Raw genomic sequence first — 18921 nt, 5'->3', positions numbered from 1 at the left:
GTTCGCAAAGTTTTTTTTAAGCTTTGCGAACTTTGCGCTTTTACTTTGTGTGCTTTGCGGTTAAATTTCTTTCTTATCTTTATAATAAGAAATCGCATTAATGGAACATTCCGGTCAGAAATTAGATAAGTATTACATCAAAAAAGTAGATGCCGATAAAAAAAGCATTTACTGCCACCACGATTTGATGGGAGAATTGTTTGTGCCTCCGCATAGACATGATAAAGCGCAAATGCTATATGCCGAAGGTGACGTTGTGTTTGTAACAACCGAAACTAAGACTTATTTTTTGCCGGCAAGACATTTTATCTGGATTCCGAGTGGAGTAGAACACAGCATTGAGCCCAAATCAGAAAGTGTCACGATGCGAAATTTATACTTTCCGGTAGAAAAAGATGAAGATGATTTTTATAAAGTAGAAGGAATTTATCCGGTTAATAATCTGCTTTTGCAAATGATGCTTTTTACCAATCGATGGAATGGTGATCTTAAAAAAGGAACGCCAAACTTTACCATTGCAAAAGCGATAAAAGCGATTCTTCCTCAAATTTGTACCAATAATTTACCTTTAGAATTGCCGCAGCCAAAAGACAAGCGGCTTAGTAAAATTCTGCGTTATATCGAGAATAATCTGGGCGAAACGATTCTGTTTGCTGATGTTGCCCATGAATTTGGTTACAGCGAACGCTCTTTGTATCGCTTGTTTCAAAAAGATCTTAAAATGTCTTTTATACAATATTATACCATTCGCCGAATCTTAAAGGCTATTGAGCTTTTATTAGAAAGGAAACTTTCTGTAAAAGAGGTAGCTCAAGAAGTTGGTTATAGTAGTGTTCCGACTTTCAGCAATACATTCTTCAAGATTTTAGGTCAAAGACCTTCTGATTATTTAAGCGGTGAAGAGATTTTAGAAGGAACAAGGTAGTTTTTTAGACAAACATATATATATGCTTAAAAAAATATTTCACGCAGATTCAGCAGATTTTAGCAGATAATTATTTGATTCTGTATGTCTAAAAAAGTAAAATCTGCGTTGATCTGCTTAAATCATTTTAAATCTGCGTGAAAATTTCATAAACATATCATTTTTATAATGAATTGTTTTACAGTGTTTTAATATAACGTTTTCGGGAAATACAATTTTAACATTTGTCCGAAATGAATATGTTATTGACTTTTTAGAATTATCAGTCAATAGAAAAATGAAGGAACTTTGCAGCATAAAATATTTAATTATTCATGTTCCTTAAAACAACAAACTCTACAGACGATTGTTTTCTCAAAATCCTGCTGTTATTTTTAATTGTAATAGTATTCGATGGTCTACAAGCACAGGAAATTCATTCGGTTTCTTTAAAAGAAGCGGTGAAACTGGCTAAAGAAAACAACAAAAAAATCCTTAGATCTCAAATAGAGATTACGCTCTCGGAGCAAAACATTAAAGAAAGAAAAGAACTCCGCCTGCCGGACATCGCATTAAACGGTATGTATTCCAGAATTACCAATATTACCGAATTTAAAGGAAGCGGTTTCTTAAAAGACAAAGAAGTTACAAAGGCAATTCCAGAAATTTATGAGGTCAATTCGACTTTTAAAATGCCAATTTATGCTGGAAATAAGATTAACAACGCCATCAAAATTGCCAATCAGGAAAGTGAAATTGCCAAAATTAAAACCGAAAAGACCGAAAATGATATCGAGCTTGAAGTGGTGGCCAACTATCTGGCGATTTATAAAATGATGGAACTTCAGAAGATTTTTGAAGAAAACATCAAAGAAGAAAAAAGCCGACTGAAAGAAGTGCAATCGCTTCAAAAACACGGAACGGTTACAAAAAATGAAGTTATTAGAGCCGAATTACAGCTTTCGGATCGTGAATTAAGTGCGCTTACAAATTCCAAAAACATACAAATTGCGCTTCACGATCTGAAAACTTTAATTCAGATTCCGGAAAACGAAGAAATCGCGATCGATACAACGGCAAATATTGATGAACTGAATGGTTTAGATCCGTATGATTTTTATTTGAATAAAGCTTTTAACAATGAAGAAATGCGAATTGCAAGTCAGGAACTAAATATCAAAAAAACAGAATTGCAATTAGTAAAAGGAAATTATCTGCCAACGGTAAACTTCTTCGGGAATTATGGTTTTTATTATCCTAACTATAAATTTTTTCCGCCCAATCCATATTTGTACACTTTAGGACAAGTAGGTATCGAAGCGCGTTTTGATATTTCGGCCTTGTATAAAAATAAAACCAAAGTAGAACAGGCCAACAAAAAAATCGAATGGCAGCAAATGCAGTCGGAAATTATAAAAGATGAAATTCAGGATCAATTGTATAAAGAACATACGCAGTATCAGGAAATCCTTGAAAAATTTGTGGTAGTCGACAAAGCGTTGGATTTAGCGAATGAAAATTACCGAATCGTAAAACTGAAATACTTAAACCAACTGGTTTTAATAACCGAAATGGTCGATGCTGATAATGCTTTGCTTCAGGCGAAATACAACAAAATTTCTACCCGACTAGATGCGATCTTAAAACATTATGAGCTGCTTCATACGGCTGGGATTATGCCTCAGAGTTAAAAGTTTTTAGAAGAAAGAGGCAAGAGAATAGAGTAAAAAATATAGATTTTCAGTTCCGGAGGAACGATTCATATTGTAGCGCCGTCCCGATAGCTATCGGGATTAATCCGGTCGAGAATTAGAAAAATAGATAAAGAATATAGAGTTTATGGTTAAGATAAAAAATGAAACTAGAAGAAACAGAACGTTTCATATATTAATAACAATTATTGCGTGTACGCTTGTGGTAAGCGGGGTTATTTTAGGGATTTGGTTTTATGTATTCAACAGAAACCACGAAGAAACCAATGACGCTCAGGTAGAACAATATGTAACGCCAATTATGTCGAGAATTACAGGTTATGTACAGGAAGTTCGTTTTAACGAAAATCAGTTTGTGCACAAAGGCGATACTTTGGTTGTAATTGACAATCGCGAATACAAATCGAAATTGAATGTGGCTCTTGCCGATGTTCAAAACGCACAGCAAAACAGCGTTGTGGCGCAAAAAAATGCGGTTACGACAGCAAGTGCAACGGCAATTAACGAATCACAGTTAGAAGGCGCAAAATCAAATCTTTGGAAAACTAAATTAGAATACGAAAGATACAAAGCTTTGGTTAAAGACGAAGCAGCAACTTCTCAGCAATTAGAGAAAGTAAAAGCCGATTACGAATCAGCGCAGGCACATTTTGCGGAAATGAAAAACAGAATTCACTCTGCTGCTTTAAGTACATCGGTTGCCGAAGCCAATGTTCCTACAACACAAACCAATATTGCATCGAAACAAGCTGTGGCTGATAATGCGGCATTATTTCTTTCGTATACAATCATTACAGCGCCTTACGACGGCTGGGTTGGAAAAAGAACTTTACAGCCAGGGCAATTGGTAAAAGAAGGACAATCATTACTTTCTATAGTAAGCAAAGAAAAATGGATTACAGCCAATTTTAAAGAAACGCAATTGCAGTATTTAACCGTAGGGCAGGATGTCGAAATTAAAGCCGATGCTTTGAGCGGTAAAACGTTTGTGGGTTCAATTGCGTCTTTATCTCCTGCTAGCGGCGCGAGATTTTCATTGCTTCCTCCTGATAATGCTACAGGAAACTTCGTAAAAATCGAACAAAGAATTCCGGTGAGAATTCAGTTAAAAGACAACGACAAACAAACCGATTTTTTAAGAGCGGGAATGAATATCACTGTGATTGCAGCGCACTAAAATGGAAGATAAAAGTATTTTTAAATCCTGGGTTCCAAGATGGGCAATCATTATTATTTTGTTTGTCTGCCTTTTGCATTCCATGATTTTATTGGGAGTTTATACTTCAAACGTAACCTATGCAGCAAGTTTTCTGGACATTGAACCCGAAGATTTGCAGTTTGCAATGTGCGTTACATACGGAACTTTGCTGGCAACGATTTTGATCGAAAGCCGATTTTCGAGTTTTTTCCCTGCAAAAAATTACCTGATGGCCGTTTATTCCTTAATCGGGATTACGATTGTTTCATCGGCGTATATTACCAATTTTTATCTTTTTTTAATGTTGCGAATTGCCGAGGGAATCCTGATGGCGCTTCCGGTAATTACAATCAGGCAGCTATTGATCGAACAGTTTAATTCTAAAAATGCCATTATAATTGGTTTCTCGTTTTATTACGGTTCGCTTTTATTGTCAACGCCTTTTATTATGAATATTGCGGTTTGGTTTCTGGATCATTACGATTGGAAATACATGCTGTATGTTTCGGGCGGCTTGCAGGTTTTGAATGTCTTTTTAATCTTAGTTACTTTTCGTGGGCACCGAATCACAAAGAAAATCCCGTTGTATCAAATCGACTGGATGAGTTATTTTTTGGTTTTAACTGCAATTCTTTGCGGTGCTTACTTTTTTGTTTATGCCGAGAAAAAATATTGGTTCGATTCTTCTCAAATGGTTTTAACGTTAATGATCGCCTTGATTACAGGCGGATTATTCATCTTTAAAGAACTTTTGGTAAAAAGACCCACTTTTGATTTTGAAGTTTTTAAATACGCCAATCTTCGAATCGGGTTTTTATTGTTTTTTCTTTTTTACATCAGCAGGGCAACGCTGAGTCTTTGTCATTCGGCGATGTTTTCTATTTGGAATTGGGATCCGTCGCGTGTTGCGGGCGTACAATACATAAACGGACTAGGAAATGTAATTGGGTTAATTTTAGCGGCTTATTTTCTGATGAAATCTGTTTCTACCAAAATCATTTTTATGATTGGTTTTTCGCTTATCGCGTTGTTTCATTTTTGGTTTACGTTTTTGTTTGTTCCAGATGTGGCTTTGTCTGATATTATTATTCCATATATTTTGCAAGGAATCGGAGTGGGGTTTTTATTTGTTCCGTTAATTTTATTTACGACATCTTCGGTTCCGGCAAAAATGGCGGTTTCATCAGGAATTGTTGGCGTTTCGGGGCGTTTTTGGGGAAGCACAATTGGATTTTGTGTCATGCAGAATGCGGTTGTATTTTTAAACAAAAAGCACTTTTTAAAACTAAGTCAATTCGTAACCGGCGAAAATCCCGAAGCACAGCAAACAATTGCCTCTACAGCACAAAGTTTTATAGCAAAAGGATATTCTGCAGATAATGCGAATACTTTGGCCTTAAAAAAAGTCTTCGGAACAGTTGCCAAACAAGCCACTCTACTGGCCGATATGGAGATTTATACCATCGTAGGTTATGGTTTGGTAATTTTGATTGTTCTCATTGCGTGTAATCAGCATTTAAGACAAACGATGACATTGGTTAAAAGCAAGATTTGGATTGGCTAAAAGGCAAATACCAATTTTTTTTAAATTCCAAATTCCAAAAGGCGCAAAGATTTTATTTTTAAAGCCGCAGATTAAAAGGATTGAAATGATTTTTTTTCACGCAGATTCCGCAGATTTTAGCAGATTTAATTTTATAATTATCTGCGTTTATATGCTTAAATCATTTTATCCCGATAGCTATCGGGAACGTGAAACCAAAACTTAGCGCCTCTGCGACTTTGCGAGATTCAAAAAAACTCCGCGAAAAACCTCTACGTAACTCTATGGAAAAACTTATCTTGCAGTCGTTAAAACAACAAAAAAATAAAATGAAACAGCAATGTGTAATTTTTGATATGGATGGCGTGATTTCGCACACCAATCCGCATCATGTGAAGGCTTTTGAGGCGTTTTTCGATAAATATCAAGTTCCTTATACCAACGAAGAATTTGAGGAACACATGTACGGAAAACACAATAGTTATATCCTGACGCATTTCTTCAAACGTCCGATTGAGGGAGAAGAACTTTTAAAACTCGAAGACGAAAAAGAAGGAATGTTTCGTGAAATTTATAAAGACAAAGTCGATACGATTCCGCATTATTTGGATTTTTTAAGCGAATTAAAATCACGCGGATTTAAAACGGCCGTTGCAACATCGGCGCCGCGAGCAAATTTAGATTTAATTGCCAACGCCTTGAAACTCGGTGACAAAATGGATTCGATGATGTCCAGCGAAGACGTAAAATTTCATAAACCAAACCCCGAAGTATATCTAAAATCGGCAGAGCGAGTTGGTGTTTCTCCGTCTGATTGTGTGGTTTTCGAAGATTCTTTTTCGGGTGTTACAGCAGGATTAAATGCCGGAATGAAAGTAGTAGGCGTTTTGAGTACGCATACAAAAGAACAGCTTCCGCCATGCGATTTTTATATTTATGATTACAGCGAAATTAATGTAGATAAGGTTTTGGAATTATTAAATAGCTAAAATTTTAAACCATATAAGCGATATAAGTTCGTTTAAAAAATGAGCATAATTTGAAATGCCTCGTGCTTTAGCTGGAGGTTTTTTTATGTTTAAAAGAGAACGGCTTTAGCTGGAAAATCGATTCTGTATAGGAAAAAAATAACTAAAGTTGTAGGCATATTTGCTCAAATTAAATAAAAGCTTCTGATGATTTTTGTAATATTTAAATTGTAAAATTATGAGCATAGAAAAGCTTTCAAAAGAAACAGAAAAAAAATTATTAGACTTTTTTAATAATGTTATTGAGCCAAAAGATTTAGCAAAAGCGATAAGACAATCAAATTATTTAATTGCTTTAAGTATTGTAAGAGAAAATGAAAATGGAACAATTTATTCCCAGAGAGAAAACATAGAAAAAGGGTTTTATTGGCTAAATGAATTAGCAGAAATTTTAGATCCTTATTTAGAGGTTGAGTAAGGGAGAATAACGTTTTTAAAACATCTTCATTTCGACGAAAGGAGAAACAAAAAGCAGAACCGACAAAAAAAATCCAGAGTGATTTCCGCAATTTTTTTATAGTGTACAACCTGTTGGTTATGCTGAAAAGTTCCTTCCGTCAAGATGGATCACAGGATGGTTTATATTTATCTATTGTTCGCATAACTTGTCAAACTTTCTTATAAAGGCTTCTTTTCTATCAGACGAAACTAATAATTCATTTTTGTAATTGATATTAATAAATTCAAGTAACGAGTCATAGAAATTATCTCTGTAAACAATCGTTTCGATTGTATTTTTTTTAATTAAGATATTATTTCCTGAATTTGCATGAATAGTCCAATTTCCATTAGTCCTTGCTTCATGCAATAGTCCGCATCTTATGTTTCTGTAAAAATCTTCGGATGTTTGTGCTGTAAATTGAGTATTAAAAGGGGAGTGGGTTGTTAAAAAGTCTATAAATATTGGCATACTTAAAGAGTATTCAAATTGTGTGAGAGGAGGCGTACCAGTTCTAACAAAGCGATAATTTATTCCTTGGTATGTTGTTTCTAAAAATTCAATTATTGAGCAGATTATCGTCATTATTGAAAAGCCTTCACCAGTATATCCGCCATTATCTTTTATTGATTTTATTGGGTCTAAATATCGATCTTTAAGCCTTGCTATGTAAAATTCATTATATGTTTTTTCCCATAAATTAGAATTACTAAAGTCAAGTAAAGATGGTCTTAAAGAATTCCAATCTGCAACTGTTTTTCTTCCTGCTATATAGGTAGTTAAAGGTAATTGCATATTATGCTTTTTATTTAATTATTTCTTCTAATGGTTTAAAGAATAATGCAGTTTTATTAAATTCATCCATTTTTTTTATTAATTCAGGATCTACATTTGTATTGTTATGCTTTGAAGAAATATGTGTAAGCCAATAATAGAAGGCTACACAATCACTTAATAATCTTACTTCATGAAGATTCATTAATGCTTCTCTTTGTTCTTCTGTTCTATTTTCTCTATCGAAGATTACTCCGATTGCTGTTTCATCTGCATGAATTAAATGACTTGATTGGGTATAGCTTCTAACTAGTCCTTCTACTTCTTTGAAGTCATAGTTTTGAGAAATGGTTTTTATCATTTCATTATAAGACCAAGGCTGTTCTTTGCGTTGTCTTATTGATTTTGTCCATTTGGTTGATAATCTAAGATGTTCATCATCGCTTAATATCATCGCCGAAAGAAAAGCAGAATCAATATTTGTTAATTCAATAGCAGTTTTTGCTTGCTTAGATTGCTTTAACTGATTTATTTCTGCTAAATCTTCCCAAAATTCACGTATTTTTTCAACTCGTTCTTCTTCATTAAAAGAAGATATGTAAGCAAATTTTACAGTGCATTCTGCAATTGGTCTTAAGATAATATCAGCATCCCAAAGACAATCATGTTGTATCAGTAAAAATAATGATTGAGTTCTTTTATGTATAAAATAATAGTATGCACGAAGTAGTTTAAAAAAATCTTCATCCTTTTTAAGGGTTAATTCACAAATTGATATATGAAATAAATCAATTGTTTCTCTGAATAGTTTTCTAAAATCTTTTGTAGGCATATTTTCTGAATTCTATGAATGTTTGTTCAAATATAGAAATAGAAAATGGTTTATATATTTGACTTTGATAATTTAAACTAAAATATCCAAAAACAAAAAAGCTTCTGAAAAATCTTCAGAAGCTTTTTTTTGGTGCGGATAATAGGACTCGAACCTACACGCCTTATGATTCTATTTGGTAAATTTGTAACTTCCATAATTACTGTGAATTTAATTTAAAAAATCAATAAATTCTATACTTTACAGGGTTTTTTAGAAAATTTAAAAGTAGAATAAAATATAATTAAGTAGTATGAAATAGAAAAAGTGTTTGGCAAATGTTTGGCAAAGTTTAAAAGATGCCAAACATTTTGATATATTTGTTTGTTTGAAAAAGTAGAAAACTAAAAATAAAGAATGGCATCAGTAAAATTTAGATTGAGGAGTAAGGCAAACAAGAATGTTTCGATAAAAATTTACCTTTCAACAGGTAGGAGTAATAAGTTTTTAGAGCTAAGTACAGGATTTACTATAAATCCTAAAGATTGGAGCGAAGCAACTAATTTACCAAAGCAGAATAACGCTGATAATAAGATATTATCTAACAATCTTAAAAAACTTGAAACATTTGTTTTGAATAGACTTAACAAAGATTTATCTAAGGGTATTCTAATAGATTCATATTGGCTCGAAAAGAACATTAATGAATGTTTTAATAGAGTTGTCCAAACTGATGCAGGTTTATTAGTAAATTATATTCAGTATATGATCGACAATGCAAATACACGCAAAGTAGTTTCGAATGGAAATGTAACAATTGGATTAAAACCTGCTACAATTAAAAATTATAAAATTTTTAAAAACAGGATGTTGGAATATGAAACACATTTGAAACGACAAATTCATTTTAGTGAAATAACAAAACCTTTTATTGATAAATTAACCAATTGGTTGATAAACACTAAAATGTATTCTACTAATTATTCAGGAAGATTATTGGAAGCTTTAAAAACTGTTTGTAAAGATGCGGGAGAGAATGAAATAGAGACTACTTCTTTTTCAAAAACTATTCAAAATTTTAGGGAATCAGATAATGATCGTTATATTCAAACTTTGTCATTTGATGAATTAGAGCAGATTAAAAATGCAGATTTTAGTAATCAGGACTTTTTGAATAAATTCAAAAAAGATAATCCAGAATTGACAAATCGTCTGGCAATAACAACAGATTCATTAAATAATGCTCGAAACTGGATTTTATTAGGTTGTGAGATAGGTCAGCGTGGAGGCGATTTATTGAATATTGAATTAGAGGATATAAGATATGATGGAAAATCAATTTATATCGATATACTACAACAGAAGACAAATAAAAGTGTGACAGTTAGTGTTGTTTCTCCTTATGTTGCAGATATGGTCTTATATAATTTTCCTAAAAAAATACAACATCAAAAACTAAATGATATTATCAAAGTAGTTTGTAAATTGGCAGAAATAGTTGAGGTTGTAAAAGGAACAAAGTTAAATATTGAAACCAATCGCAAAGAATTGGGTTTTTATCCTAAGTATGAACTAATAACTTCACATTGTTTTAGGCGTTCATTTGCTACTAATTACTACAAGAAAGTACCGACAGCTATTCTGATAAATATTACTGGACATAGTAAAGAATCTTTGTTTTTAAGTTATATCAATAAGCGTGAAGACAAAGATGCGAATGCTGATTTGTTCAAAAAATTTTTAGAAGACCTCAACAAAGACAAAGAACCGCAATTGAAATTGATAAAAAAAGGCTGATTAATAGAAATCGTGGTTATTATTGTTAAATTTATCTTTTCAAAAACAACCAAAAAGGAAATAATAACGTTGGAGATTATCTTGAAAATATTTAACGTTATTTTTATGCTATAGCTTCTATGAAAATTATCTTTTTTTAAGATAATTCTGGAACATTGCAGTCATTATTAATGTGTTTTTTTTAATTTTAGCTCAATAACTATTTTATTAAATTGGCTGTTTAAATAGAGAAAAACTAATGATTTTGTATGAGAGAACTTTCAGAATTAATTGAATATGAAAATGAAAATACTAGTTTGGATTTTAAATCACAACAGTATAAAAAAGAGCAGAATGAAAATTTTCTAAAAGATATTATGTCTTTAGCAAATGCTAATACAAAAGATGAAAAGTTCATAATTATTGGAGTTAAACATTATTCGGACGGAAGTAGAGATTTTTTAGGAATAGATGAGCAATTTATTGACGATGCATGTTATCAGCAGTTAGTCGATGCTAACATTGAACCCAACATTGGGTTTAAATATTATCCATTTCGGTTTGAGGATAAGACTTTTGGAGTTTTTGAAATTACAGATTGTTCCAACCCTCCATATATGATGAAGAAGGATTATGGGAAGTTGAAATTAGGAGAGTCTTTCATAAGGAAAGGATCGTTTCAAAATAGATTAACGCGCAAGGATATTGATAATCATCAAAATTCAAAAACACAGATCGATATCTCTGGAGAGATCTTTGTTTCATTTGTTTCTGAGGCTATAATAAAAGATAAAAAAATTAATCGTCAAATAATTGAGCTACCTTCAGAAATATTTAAAGAGAAGATACAAAAGATAATCATAGATAAGGAAAGGGAACAATTAGAAAGAGATCAAAGAGAAAAAAATCTTCTTAATATTCAAAAACTTTATATACCAAGACTAAACTTTAGCTCTGGTTTCACAAAATACGAAGATCGTGACTTAGATACTTTAAGAGCTAATTTGCAAGATGTAAAAAAGACTTATTTAGATGATGATGAGTATTGCATAAACGAAACAACATCTTATAAAATGAATTTTTTTATACATAATAATAGTTCTAGTTTTCTAGAAGATGTATCTGTAGAAGTTTTAATACCAGTTTCTAATAATTATTACATTAGAGATTCAATATGTAGAAAGCCGCAATCTTATAGTCAAATGATTCAATCTCCAATGCCTGTTGCCAGCTATGAAGAATTACACTATCCAAATGTGGTAATAAATGATTCATTATATAAAGTTTATGAAGAAGTTGGAAATGTAAAGCATAAATTACCTGCAAAAGCTTTGGATGTGTCTCTTAGGTTAGTGCTAGAGAATAATAATTCAGATGTAAGTTTTGAAATAACAGTAAGGATATTTGCAAAAAATATAAAACAGCCGATAGAAGAAAGATTAACTGTTTTATTTGAATGAAATAATATGTGTATAAATAATAAATTATAATAATATGTGGCAAGACATAATTCAAGTAGACCAGATAGTGGCTGGAGAAAAAATTAGAAAAATAATTTTAGAAGGAAATGATCAGCATGAAACGATTTATAATATTTCAAGAGTTGGTGACTATTATTTTTTTATTAAAATGATAGAAAACAACGGAAAAATATTAAATGAAGATCAGCAAATAGTTCTACCATATAAGTTAGCTAATACTTTATATCACGGTTTTCAAATTTGGAGAGAAGAAGATATTTTATAGTTAATATCTAATAAAGTTATAATCAATGTTCTTACTTGTAACTGAAAAAAAACACTATTTAAGAGTGTTTTTTTTTGGACTTAATTTGGCATACCTTTTTTTAAAATTTCATTGTATTCCTCTAGAAGTTTTAAATATTTATTTTTCCAATATTCTACTTGTGATTCATCATCTTGATATTCAGAAACAGATTCATTTATTGCATTTTGATAAGAATTAAGCTCTGTAATTTCTTCTTTGAAATCATGATGTATAATTTTTCCAATCAATAATATTATATCCAGAGATACATTTCTGTTCTCAAACAGTAAGTACATGTATCTTCTACTCTTTGATAGCCTTTTTGCTAGTTCAGTAATAGGATATCCACTCTGGTAAACTGCTTTTTTTACTATTTCTCCTCTGTGTTGCATAATTCAAATATTTAAACTAAAACGAGAAATATTTTTTACAATTAATGCACACATATGTGCATTAATAATTATTTTTACATTGTATTTTCCTTACTAATTTTCAATTGTGTGAATTGAATGTGAAAAAATGTGAACTCAATAAATCTATAAAAAATGTTAAGAATGAAAGAAAAATTACTATTTGTGTCAGTGTTATTTGCTTTGTCTTTACAAACACAATCGCAAACAACAGAAGAATTAGAAGAAAAGAAACACCTTGAATGGAATTTCAGTGAATGTGGAAAGTGTAAAGAAAATCCATTTACTTTTGACTCAACAATAGTTAAATATTTAGTTGCGAATGTTTATGATAAGGATAACAGAAATTCATTTGGAGCTAGTCAAGATGAAAACGATAGTGATGAAGACTACAAAATTAAACTTGAAAATGCGAAAAAAGCAATGATTTCTATGGAAGTCTTTACAGATTCAACCACAGTTACAAAAAGTGGAACAATAAAATTATCAGAAGTTTCGCCAACAGAAATTTTTGTTATGCTTGCTTTCAGACCTTATACAGGTCAAAAAATGATAAAATCTTTAAGAGATAAAAAAATTTATGTAATTAAAGAATTTGCTTTTGATTTTAGAGATTATCATTATACTAGTGGAGGTTCAATTATTAAAATGTACACAGATCCTTTAGCACTTCAAAAAGAAAAATTAGCAGTTACAAATTATCGTACAGTACTGAATAATGCAATAGCTACAGTTAATCAATTAGAGACAATACAAAAAAAACATACATTTAAAAAGACCAATCAATATGGATACGTATTATCAACATATTATGATACTTCTAAATTCACTAAATTAGAAATAGCCACATACAAACAGCTACTAAAGAAACTGAAAGTGCAACGTGAAAATGTAATCACAAAGAACAAAGAAAAAGTCGGCAACAAATCTTTGCAGTATGATTTATTAGATATTCCAGATTTTGCAAAACAAACTAGAATAGAAGAAGCATATATGTCCTATATCAATGATTTTGGTTATATAGAATAAAGTTTAAGAAGAGTTTAAAAAAAGCCCAGTACAATTACATGATATTGGGTTTTTTTTTGGTTAATATTATTGTGTTTAAACTCATAAGAAAGAGGTGCAATAATAATGTTCACGGTTTTTAATTATAATTAAAGTGTAATATTTTGATTCAAATGTTTTGTATAAAAGTGCTGCTAAATTTTTTTTCTTAAAGTATGATCAATAAGTTTGTTTAATATTTTGATAATTAAGTGTTTGTATGGTTATTTTTTCATGTAACGCATTATATTCTTATATTCACACAAGAACTTAATTTGAAATTTAAGAAATGGAGAAGCGAAGAGTTTTTGATCGGAATTTTAAAGAGCAAGCAGTCAAATTAGGATTTGAAATAGGTCTCACAAAAGGAGCAAGAAAACTAGGCATTTATCCTTCGTATATGGGTAAATGGAGAAAGGATTTTCTTGAATTTGGTTCATCAAGTTTTTGCGGTCGTGGTTCAACAAAATTAAAGCCAGAGCAAATAAAATTTTCCAAACTAAGGAGAAAGCTTAAAAATGAGCTTAAAGAGTCAGAACTTAAGCTTGAGATTTTTAAAAACGGAGGTAAATATATTTCGCAAGGAAGATTAATGCTTTATCAATTTATGGAAAATAATGCAGAAAAGTATACCATTGGAAAAATGTGTAAAGTTTTTGGAATATCTTATCTGGCATATACAAAATGGAAAAATCAGGTTCTTTCACCAAGGCAACGTAGAAATCAATTATTAAAGGAAGAAATAAGCTCTATTTTTTATGAATATAAGGAGTTGTATGGTGTCCCAAGAATTACGGCGGAACTGCAAAGTCGTGGATTTAAAGTGAAAGAGGGACGAATTTATATGTATATGAAGCAACTAGGATTGATTAGTAAAATTAGAAAAAATCGCCGACTCAAAACGACTATATGTTATAATCCTTATGCTTTTCCTAATATTTTAGATCAGCAACTTACAGTTGAAAAATCCTCTAAAGTTTGGGTCTCGGGTATAAATCGAATTAAAACTGCAAATGGACTTTTAGCCTTAACAATTATTATGGATTTATTTGATATGAAAATTATCGGCTGGAGTTTGAGTGATGGTCAATCCATTAATGAGACCACTATTCCCGCATGGGAAATGGCAGTGAAAAATAGAAAAATAGAGAAGGAATTAATCTTCCATTCCAATCACGGTGCTCAGTATGCGAACAAGATGTTTACTCGTAAATTAGAATCTTATAAATTCATCAAGATAAGTATGAGCGAAAAAGGCAATTATTCGGATAATTCTATGACTGAAAACTTTTTTAATTCCCTAAAATCTGACCTATTAGATTTAAATATGCTTTTATCAAAAAAACAGATGAGAGAAAAAATATTAGATTATTTACATAAAAAGGACGCTTTTATATAAATCGCCAAACTTCAAGCTATGAAAAGATATGAAAGAAGTTTTAAAGTGAAAGCCGTAAAATTAAGTTATAAATGTGGAAAGTGGCAAATAGCAAGTTTTGCAAGAAAGTTAGGTATTGCCCCTGATTATTTGTATAAATGGAGACAAGACTTTGAAAAATATGGATCTAGAAGTTTTTGCGGGATTGGACATCCAAAATTGACTCCTGAACAGTATGTAATTTCTAATCTAGAAAAGAAAATTAAAGATTCAAAAATTGCACTTGAAATTTTAAAAAGAGGAACTAAATATGTTTCTCAAGGAAAAGCGATGACTAAACAATTTATTGAAAATAATAAAAGTGAATTTTCAATTGCAAAAATGTTAGCTGTGTTAGAAGTTTCAGAAACAACATATTATAGAAGAAAAAAACAAGAAATTACAGATACAGAATCTCGAGTAATTTTAATAAAACAAGAAATTACAAAGATATATCATGAATTTAAGAAAAGATATGGGTGTACAAAAATTACAAAAGAACTTCAAAATAGAGGGTTTAAAATAAAAAACTCATCAGTAAAAAAATATATGAGAATGTTGGGTTTACGTAGAAAAGTTAAGAGAAGATATACGGTTACAACAGATTCACGTCATAATTATTATGTAGTCCCAAATTTTTTAAACAGAGAATTTACAGTTAGTAAGCCTTGTAAAGCTTGGGTTTCAGATATAACTTACATACAAACAATAAAAGGCTTTATCTATCTAACTATAGTCATGGATTTATTTGATAGAAAGGTTATTGGATGGACTCTGAGTAATAATATGAGTACGAAAGATACGACCCTTCCCGCTTTGGAAATGGCTATTAAAAATAGGAAAATAACAAAGGAATTAATATTCCATTCGGACAAAGGTGTCCAATATGCTAATAAAGTTTTCACTAATCGATTAGATTCTTTAGAGTGTGTTAAGAGAAGTATGAGTCGTAAAGGAAATCATAACGACAATGCGGTTTGCGAAAGTTTTTTTACTTCTTTTAAATCTGAATTGCTTACTGGAAATAAACTACATTCGAGAAAACAGATGAGAATCCAAGTCTACGAATACATTGAAAATTGGTATAATAAAAATAGAAGGCATTCATACCTTGGCTATAAAACAATCGAAGAATTTGATAGAATAAATAATTTAATCTAAATTTTAAATAATGTATATTGTTGTATTTCTGAGTCTTATTAAAAAGGATTTATGAACAATAATATAAAACATAGATTTGTATTAATGTCAAATTTAATTGCTTAAAAAAAGAAAAAAAGCATTTTAAAACATTAATAATATTTTATGATATCGACAAACTAGTGAGTTTTGAAATTAAATTTAAACAATAATTTATTGATTTTTAGTTAATTGAAAAAAAAACTATTCTCAAGAAATAGATCTATTTTATTACATTTAAATACCTATTTTTACAAAAATAAATCTAGTAAGTGAACGAAATAATTTACATAAAAAGTTTGCACAGACCATATAATCAGAATTTGAATTCTGTGAAGTGGGTGTGTAAATTTATTGAATTAAAGAATAGTGACAATCAGATATCAAAATCTGATTTATATATTGAATTCTATATTTATTTTCTGAAGAAATTTTATAATTTGTATCGAAAAGCGTCTGATACATATTTGGCGCATGGAATACCAACTTTTGATTCTATTCAAAATTCATATCTTCATCTTAAAGGCTTGCAGAAGGATAAAAAAAAAGAAAGAATTAGTGAAGCATTGTCGAACAGAACCAATGATGTTGAAAAATCTATTTTTAGTACTTATAAAGCATCTTCATATTTTTTGAATTTAGCAAAAACTAAATTAAAATTTGTTGATCAAAATAATAGATTAACGGAGGCTGGAATTACTTTGAATGGTTTTAGAAGCAATGATTTGATTCTTAGCAATAAAGAGAAGGAAATTTTATTTACTTCAATTTTAAAAAATGATTTTCATTTTTTTATTTCCTTATCACTATTAAAAAAAATCCAGAAGAAAGCAAAAATTTTAGATATAGAAGAAATACACTATGAATTTCTTGTTGACAAAATAAAAATTCGTCATTTTAATTTTACTGAGGACAGTAAATTAAATTTCAGTAAAGTGAGAGAATATTGGATTAAAGATTTAGAAATTCTTGATAGTAATTATAATTTAAGAAAGGTATTTTTAAATTTAATTTATGAAGGAGGTTTTCAAGCTGAATATCAAGAGATAAAAAATCTTGTTAATGATTATTACAAAGAGAAAATTGTTTCTAAAACTAAATATCAAAAAAGACTTGAATTGTTCAAAGATATTTATCTCGAATCTAAGAAAAATGAACTTGGATTTTTACCGTTATATTTTATCGCAGATAAAATGAAGTTAAGTAAAACTTCTTTTCAAAACTTCATAATGGAATTTTATGAATCAGAAAAAAGAACATTTAATATCTTCTTTAACAACATTGTTCAATCCACATCAATAAAGAATCAATATCTAATTAGAAACAGACCTGTAGTAAACATTAGAATTAAAGAATTAAACAAATAAAGAAAGATGGCACAACGTAAATTATGGGATGAACTTGATCATGAAGTTTCAGCAAGTTTTATCAATGATATAAAAGAAGGAAAAGTACCAGATCTGCCTTATAATATTATTGATCAAAATGAGGCTAAAAGTAAAATTGAAGAAAAGATAAGCACTATAAAAAATGGTAGATTTCAGTCATCTTTACTTATCGCTAATTATGGTAATGGCAAAACAAATATTTTAAAATATTTAAAGCTTTATTATAAACAAAAAGAAGGATCGGAGATAAATGTTTTGTATTATCCAGCAGATTCTGAAAATTTTGATATTATCACCAATCTATTAAAAATAATAGAAGAGAATTATACTGATTTTATAGTGAAAACTATAAAAGATTTGGTAGAATCTAATTTTAATTATAAAACTCTCGCAAATAATTTTGATGATAATTTTAGCGGTATTCAACAATATACGGAAAAAATATTTGCATCAAATAATGCTGATGTTATAAAAAATATTTTTTACTTAGGAACTGGTAGATTAAGTAGCAAAAGATATTTTGATAAAGAGGATTTGAGACCTCTTAGAGATTATGAAAAGAGGGTAATACTGGTGCTTTTTTTGAATATTTTAGCTAAAGGAAATAGATATGTTATTTTCTGCATCGATGAGGTTGAGAAAATCAGTGGAAAATCTAAAGCTAGATTTTCCCATTTTCTAACTTCATTGAGAGAATTGATTGATTTATCAAATAAAATAGCAGGTCATTATTTAATACTTGCTATGACAGACAAGACAGATAGTAACTTAATTCAATCAACAAACGAAGCTGTTTATTCTAGAATTCATCAGCATATTATTCCAATAAATCCAATTTCAGAGAAAAGCGACAAAGTTGAATTAATTGATTACTTAAAAAAAATATTTAGTTCAGATATTTCTACTGATATCATTTTAGGAAAGCTGAGTAAAGAAGAGGTTGAGAGTAATAGAACTTTAATACAGAAAATTTCTGAAATAATTTTTGAGAAAGAGGAGAAATTAAGTCTAGATATTTTATTGAAAAAATATAAACTACAAGACTTGTTTAATGAAACAAAAGAAGATTTAAAAGTCAATGTTGAAGCGTTTAAAAATATACATCGTAAGTTTTTTGATCCTCTAGAGTATTATTTAGATAATTTTAATGTTACAACAAGTGATTATTTTAAAAGTCAATTGAGATATTACTACAATATTGAGACAGATACATTCTGCTATTTTATCTTTAGTGATGATAGTTCAACTTTTGAGAATGAAACTATAAAAATTAAAAACTTAATTGATGGTTTAATAATAGATAAAGACATTTTAATTAAAAATATTTCTTTTTTTGTTCCAACTAATATGGAATTAAATTACTCAAAAGTTAGTGAAGTTGATTTCTTTGATAATTTTAAAATCAAGATTATTGACATTGATGATTTTGAGGATCTTTTCACTCTCCTTGAGTTATATAGGTTAAATTTTAATCATCAAAATGAAATTAAAGTAATTATAGAAAACTACACTAATTCAAGTTTGTAAT

Annotated in this window: 17 protein-coding genes; 14 read left to right on the top strand and 3 right to left on the bottom strand. The window is 29.9% G+C overall.

The window, feature by feature from the left end:
• Positions 1-100: 100 nt before the first annotated feature.
• From AC1RRQ_RS06895 to AC1RRQ_RS06870, 6 genes are all read left to right on the top strand, one after another.
• On the top strand, positions 101-925 hold the full coding sequence (locus tag AC1RRQ_RS06895) for a helix-turn-helix transcriptional regulator (RefSeq protein WP_493022270.1): 825 nt from the start codon (positions 101-103) through the stop codon (positions 923-925).
• A gap of 314 nt (positions 926-1239) precedes the next feature.
• Positions 1240-2595 (top strand): TolC family protein, encoded by a 1356-nt coding sequence (locus tag AC1RRQ_RS06890; RefSeq protein ID WP_493022269.1) that lies wholly within the window; start codon positions 1240-1242, stop codon positions 2593-2595.
• Between the two features lie 148 nt (positions 2596-2743).
• Positions 2744-3793, top strand: a complete 1050-nt coding sequence (locus AC1RRQ_RS06885) for an HlyD family secretion protein (RefSeq protein WP_493022268.1) — start codon at positions 2744-2746, stop codon at positions 3791-3793.
• 1 nt (position 3794) lies between these two features.
• On the top strand, positions 3795-5378 hold the full coding sequence (locus tag AC1RRQ_RS06880) for an MFS transporter (protein WP_493022267.1): 1584 nt from the start codon (positions 3795-3797) through the stop codon (positions 5376-5378).
• Positions 5379-5686: 308 nt separating this feature from the next.
• Positions 5687-6346, top strand: a complete 660-nt coding sequence (locus AC1RRQ_RS06875; protein ID WP_493022266.1) for an HAD family hydrolase — start codon at positions 5687-5689, stop codon at positions 6344-6346.
• Between the two features lie 217 nt (positions 6347-6563).
• A complete protein-coding gene (locus tag AC1RRQ_RS06870; RefSeq protein ID WP_493022265.1) occupies positions 6564-6803 on the top strand; it encodes a hypothetical protein in 240 nt (79 codons plus the stop codon).
• A gap of 171 nt (positions 6804-6974) precedes the next feature.
• On the opposite strand, the gene AC1RRQ_RS06865 is transcribed toward AC1RRQ_RS06870, so the two are convergent.
• Entirely contained in the window at positions 6975-7619 is a 645-nt protein-coding gene (locus AC1RRQ_RS06865) for a hypothetical protein (protein WP_493022264.1), read from the bottom strand.
• Positions 7620-7629: 10 nt separating this feature from the next.
• Positions 7630-8430, bottom strand: coding sequence for a DUF5677 domain-containing protein (locus AC1RRQ_RS06860; RefSeq protein WP_493022263.1), 801 nt, complete (start codon positions 8428-8430; stop codon positions 7630-7632).
• 396 nt (positions 8431-8826) lie between these two features.
• Here AC1RRQ_RS06860 and AC1RRQ_RS06855 point away from each other — a divergent pair, with 396 nt between their 5' ends.
• From AC1RRQ_RS06855 to AC1RRQ_RS06845, 3 genes are all read left to right on the top strand, one after another.
• Positions 8827-10206, top strand: coding sequence for a tyrosine-type recombinase/integrase (locus tag AC1RRQ_RS06855; protein ID WP_493022262.1), 1380 nt, complete (start codon positions 8827-8829; stop codon positions 10204-10206).
• A gap of 248 nt (positions 10207-10454) precedes the next feature.
• Complete coding sequence (locus tag AC1RRQ_RS06850; RefSeq protein ID WP_493022261.1) at positions 10455-11645, top strand: AlbA family DNA-binding domain-containing protein; 1191 nt, start codon at positions 10455-10457, stop codon at positions 11643-11645.
• 34 nt (positions 11646-11679) lie between these two features.
• A complete protein-coding gene (locus tag AC1RRQ_RS06845) occupies positions 11680-11931 on the top strand; it encodes a hypothetical protein (RefSeq protein WP_493022260.1) in 252 nt (83 codons plus the stop codon).
• A gap of 80 nt (positions 11932-12011) precedes the next feature.
• Here AC1RRQ_RS06845 and AC1RRQ_RS06840 read toward each other — a convergent pair whose 3' ends face one another.
• Positions 12012-12344, bottom strand: a complete 333-nt coding sequence (locus AC1RRQ_RS06840) for a hypothetical protein (protein ID WP_493022259.1) — start codon at positions 12342-12344, stop codon at positions 12012-12014.
• A 162-nt stretch (positions 12345-12506) separates the two neighbouring features.
• On the opposite strand from AC1RRQ_RS06840, the gene AC1RRQ_RS06835 reads away from it, so the two are divergent.
• From AC1RRQ_RS06835 to AC1RRQ_RS06815, 5 genes are all read left to right on the top strand, one after another.
• On the top strand, positions 12507-13391 hold the full coding sequence (locus AC1RRQ_RS06835; RefSeq protein WP_493022258.1) for a hypothetical protein: 885 nt from the start codon (positions 12507-12509) through the stop codon (positions 13389-13391).
• A gap of 307 nt (positions 13392-13698) precedes the next feature.
• On the top strand, positions 13699-14808 hold the full coding sequence (locus tag AC1RRQ_RS06830; RefSeq protein ID WP_493022257.1) for an IS3 family transposase: 1110 nt from the start codon (positions 13699-13701) through the stop codon (positions 14806-14808).
• 18 nt (positions 14809-14826) lie between these two features.
• Complete coding sequence (locus tag AC1RRQ_RS06825) at positions 14827-15987, top strand: IS3 family transposase (RefSeq protein WP_493022256.1); 1161 nt, start codon at positions 14827-14829, stop codon at positions 15985-15987.
• A gap of 290 nt (positions 15988-16277) precedes the next feature.
• Positions 16278-17372, top strand: a complete 1095-nt coding sequence (locus tag AC1RRQ_RS06820; protein ID WP_493022255.1) for a hypothetical protein — start codon at positions 16278-16280, stop codon at positions 17370-17372.
• A 6-nt stretch (positions 17373-17378) separates the two neighbouring features.
• A complete protein-coding gene (locus AC1RRQ_RS06815; protein WP_493022254.1) occupies positions 17379-18920 on the top strand; it encodes a hypothetical protein in 1542 nt (513 codons plus the stop codon).
• Position 18921: the final 1 nt, after the last annotated feature.

Source organism: Flavobacterium sp. GW821-FHT12A05 (assembly GCF_058807735.1).
This window is presented reverse-complemented; position numbering and strand designations above follow the sequence as displayed.

Excerpts from the sequence above, each read along its gene's own strand:
- AC1RRQ_RS06895 (WP_493022270.1), top strand. The coding sequence starts at position 101 with ATGGAACATTCCGGTCAGAAATTAGATAAGTATTACATCAAAAAAGTA.
- AC1RRQ_RS06890 (WP_493022269.1), top strand. The coding sequence starts at position 1,240 with ATGTTCCTTAAAACAACAAACTCTACAGACGATTGTTTTCTCAAAATC.
- AC1RRQ_RS06885 (WP_493022268.1), top strand. The coding sequence starts at position 2,744 with ATGGTTAAGATAAAAAATGAAACTAGAAGAAACAGAACGTTTCATATA.
- AC1RRQ_RS06880 (WP_493022267.1), top strand. The coding sequence starts at position 3,795 with ATGGAAGATAAAAGTATTTTTAAATCCTGGGTTCCAAGATGGGCAATC.
- AC1RRQ_RS06875 (WP_493022266.1), top strand. The coding sequence starts at position 5,687 with ATGAAACAGCAATGTGTAATTTTTGATATGGATGGCGTGATTTCGCAC.
- AC1RRQ_RS06870 (WP_493022265.1), top strand. The coding sequence starts at position 6,564 with ATGAGCATAGAAAAGCTTTCAAAAGAAACAGAAAAAAAATTATTAGAC.
- AC1RRQ_RS06865 (WP_493022264.1), bottom strand. The coding sequence starts at position 7,619 with ATGCAATTACCTTTAACTACCTATATAGCAGGAAGAAAAACAGTTGCA.
- AC1RRQ_RS06860 (WP_493022263.1), bottom strand. The coding sequence starts at position 8,430 with ATGCCTACAAAAGATTTTAGAAAACTATTCAGAGAAACAATTGATTTA.
- AC1RRQ_RS06855 (WP_493022262.1), top strand. The coding sequence starts at position 8,827 with ATGGCATCAGTAAAATTTAGATTGAGGAGTAAGGCAAACAAGAATGTT.
- AC1RRQ_RS06850 (WP_493022261.1), top strand. The coding sequence starts at position 10,455 with ATGAGAGAACTTTCAGAATTAATTGAATATGAAAATGAAAATACTAGT.
- AC1RRQ_RS06845 (WP_493022260.1), top strand. The coding sequence starts at position 11,680 with ATGTGGCAAGACATAATTCAAGTAGACCAGATAGTGGCTGGAGAAAAA.
- AC1RRQ_RS06840 (WP_493022259.1), bottom strand. The coding sequence starts at position 12,344 with ATGCAACACAGAGGAGAAATAGTAAAAAAAGCAGTTTACCAGAGTGGA.
- AC1RRQ_RS06835 (WP_493022258.1), top strand. The coding sequence starts at position 12,507 with ATGAAAGAAAAATTACTATTTGTGTCAGTGTTATTTGCTTTGTCTTTA.
- AC1RRQ_RS06830 (WP_493022257.1), top strand. The coding sequence starts at position 13,699 with ATGGAGAAGCGAAGAGTTTTTGATCGGAATTTTAAAGAGCAAGCAGTC.
- AC1RRQ_RS06825 (WP_493022256.1), top strand. The coding sequence starts at position 14,827 with ATGAAAAGATATGAAAGAAGTTTTAAAGTGAAAGCCGTAAAATTAAGT.
- AC1RRQ_RS06815 (WP_493022254.1), top strand. The coding sequence starts at position 17,379 with ATGGCACAACGTAAATTATGGGATGAACTTGATCATGAAGTTTCAGCA.